This is a genomic window from Actinomycetota bacterium (assembly GCA_005888325.1).
GTDB lineage: Bacteria > Actinomycetota > Acidimicrobiia > Acidimicrobiales > AC-14 > AC-14.
Genome location: VAWU01000087.1, coordinates 1 through 1,880, shown reverse-complemented (window position 1 = coordinate 1,880; position 1,880 = coordinate 1). Strand labels below are relative to the sequence as shown.

Sequence of the window (1,880 nt, the reverse complement as noted above, 5' to 3'; positions counted from 1 at the left end):
CAGGATCACGTCCACCTCCACACCGGTGGAGGCGAGCACGGACACGACGCAACGCTCCAGCCACGGGTCGCGGCCGTACGCCAGGATCACGACGCTGACCCGCGTTGTCGGTACCGTCGCCTCTCCCGTCACGGCACGGCCACGATCTCCATCCCGGCGCGCAGCCGCCCGACGAGCATGGTGCCCATGACGAACGCCGCCGCTGCCGAGCCCACGAGGAAGCCGAGCTCCACACGCAGCAGCAGACCGCCCACGGCCGCGGTGACAACCGCGAAGCCCACGATCCCGGCAAGCCACGCGACGGCGACGCGCGCATAGCCTGCGAGCGCGATGTGGGCCTGAGCCAGCGTGAGGGCGAGCATGTAGAACGCGCTGCCCGCGGCCAGGTAGGTGAGGTGGGCGCGGCCCAACCCGAACTCCTCACCGAACAGGATGCGCAACCCGGCGGGGCCGACGGTCGGTGCAGCCGCGACCGCGGCCGCGCCCAGGATCACGACGACGATCAGGATGCGTCGCAGCCCCGATGCGAACGCGCGCGACCGGCCCGCCGCGGCCAGCCCGGCCAGCTCGGGGAGCAGCGCAGCCTGGACGGAGGCGAAGAGGAAGCAGCCCGGCGAGGAAGCGCCCCGCCGTCGCATGCTCCTGGTCAGATGCCAACAGCTTCACTGCGAGCGGGCCCGCGTTCACGAGCACCTGCGCGAACAGGCTCCCCGCGAGCAGCCAGCCGAGCGCGCGGGAGAGCTCACCCCAGTGAGCCTCCGGACCCGCGACCACCGGCCCACGCGGGGCGAGCGACCCCACGCCCGCGGCCGCGAGGGGGGCGAGGCCGACCGCCAGCCCGTAGGGCCCGGCCGCGTGCACGCCGAGACCTGCGAGCGCCGCGCATGCGACCAGACGCAATGATCCGTCGGTCGCCAGCACCAGACCGTACGGCCTGAACCGCCCGGCGCCGGACAGTGCTCCCCGAACCAAGCACTGGAGGAAGTAGCCGGCGAGCCCACAGGCGAGGGCGACGACGAGCAGGGCGTCGCCGTCGAAGAGCTCGGCCCGCAGCGCGCCCGAGGCGGCCAGCACCACGACGATCAACCCCAACGCCAGACCGGCGCCCGCCAGGCCCGCGCGTCTGATGACGGGCCCCCCGCCCTGACCGTGGGCCCGGCGGGCGGCGACCGCGCGCCCCACCTCCTGCTCCAACGGCAGGAAGAACCCGGGGCCCGCGAGATAGATCGCGGCCCACAGGGCCGACAACGACGCGTACCGGCTCGGGCCGACCGCTCGAGCCGACAAGACGAGGAAGCCGTACGCGGTCAGGCCGAGGACGGCGAGCCCGGCTCCGACCCATACGGTGCCCTCCGGCAGCGATCCACCCTGTTTCAGGAGCGCAGGCAGAAAGCCGGCGCGGACCGAGGCCCGTTGTGGCGGTTCCGGGAGGTGCTCGCCGACCCTCATCCCGACCGCCGGCGCCGCCCGCCGGCGCCAGGGCCGAGAGGTCATGTTCGTTACTATCGCATCGATGAGCAGACGGCTGGTCGACCAGGCCGGCGCCCTCCTCGAGCGTCGCACCAGCCGGCGGGGCTTCCTCATCAAGGGCACGATGGCGGCCTCCGCGCTCACCGTGTCCCCCTGGCGCTACCTGCTGCGCCCCGGGAGCGCATACGCCGCGATCTGCGCGTGCGCGGGGTCCACCTGCGACTGCGGTTCGCGCTGCTGCGACGGTTACACCGAGTTCTGCTGCGTCGTCCACGGAAACAACAGCTGCCCACCGGGAAGCTTCACCGCGGGGTGGTGGAAGGCCGACGGCACCGCCTTCTGCAGCGCCGACGGCTCGCTCCCGCGCTACTACATCGACTGCAACCGTTGCGTCGAGTGCGGCTGCCGGT

At 73.1% G+C, this 1,880-nt stretch carries 3 protein-coding genes; 1 reads left to right on the top strand and 2 read right to left on the bottom strand.

Annotated features, from left to right (window positions below):
- Nucleotides 1-128: 128 nt before the first annotated feature.
- The gene (locus tag E6G06_22110) at nt 129-440 is read right to left on the bottom strand and encodes a hypothetical protein (GenBank protein TML85235.1); all 312 of its coding nucleotides are present in this window, start codon (nt 438-440) and stop codon (nt 129-131) included.
- On the bottom strand, nt 421-1,494 hold the full coding sequence (locus E6G06_22105) for a hypothetical protein (GenBank protein ID TML85234.1): 1,074 nt from the start codon (nt 1,492-1,494) through the stop codon (nt 421-423). The genes E6G06_22110 and E6G06_22105 overlap by 20 nt, the downstream gene beginning before the upstream one ends.
- 19 nt (nt 1,495-1,513) lie before the next feature.
- Between E6G06_22105 and E6G06_22100 the strand changes: the two genes are divergently transcribed.
- Nucleotides 1,514-1,880, top strand: a 367-nt coding sequence (locus tag E6G06_22100; protein TML85233.1) for a hypothetical protein, incomplete at its 3' end; no start/stop codon positions are given.

Bases quoted from the DNA above. Each gene is read 5' to 3' on its own strand.
- E6G06_22105 (TML85234.1), bottom strand. From the start codon at position 1,494: ATGACCTCTCGGCCCTGGCGCCGGCGGGCGGCGCCGGCGGTCGGGATG.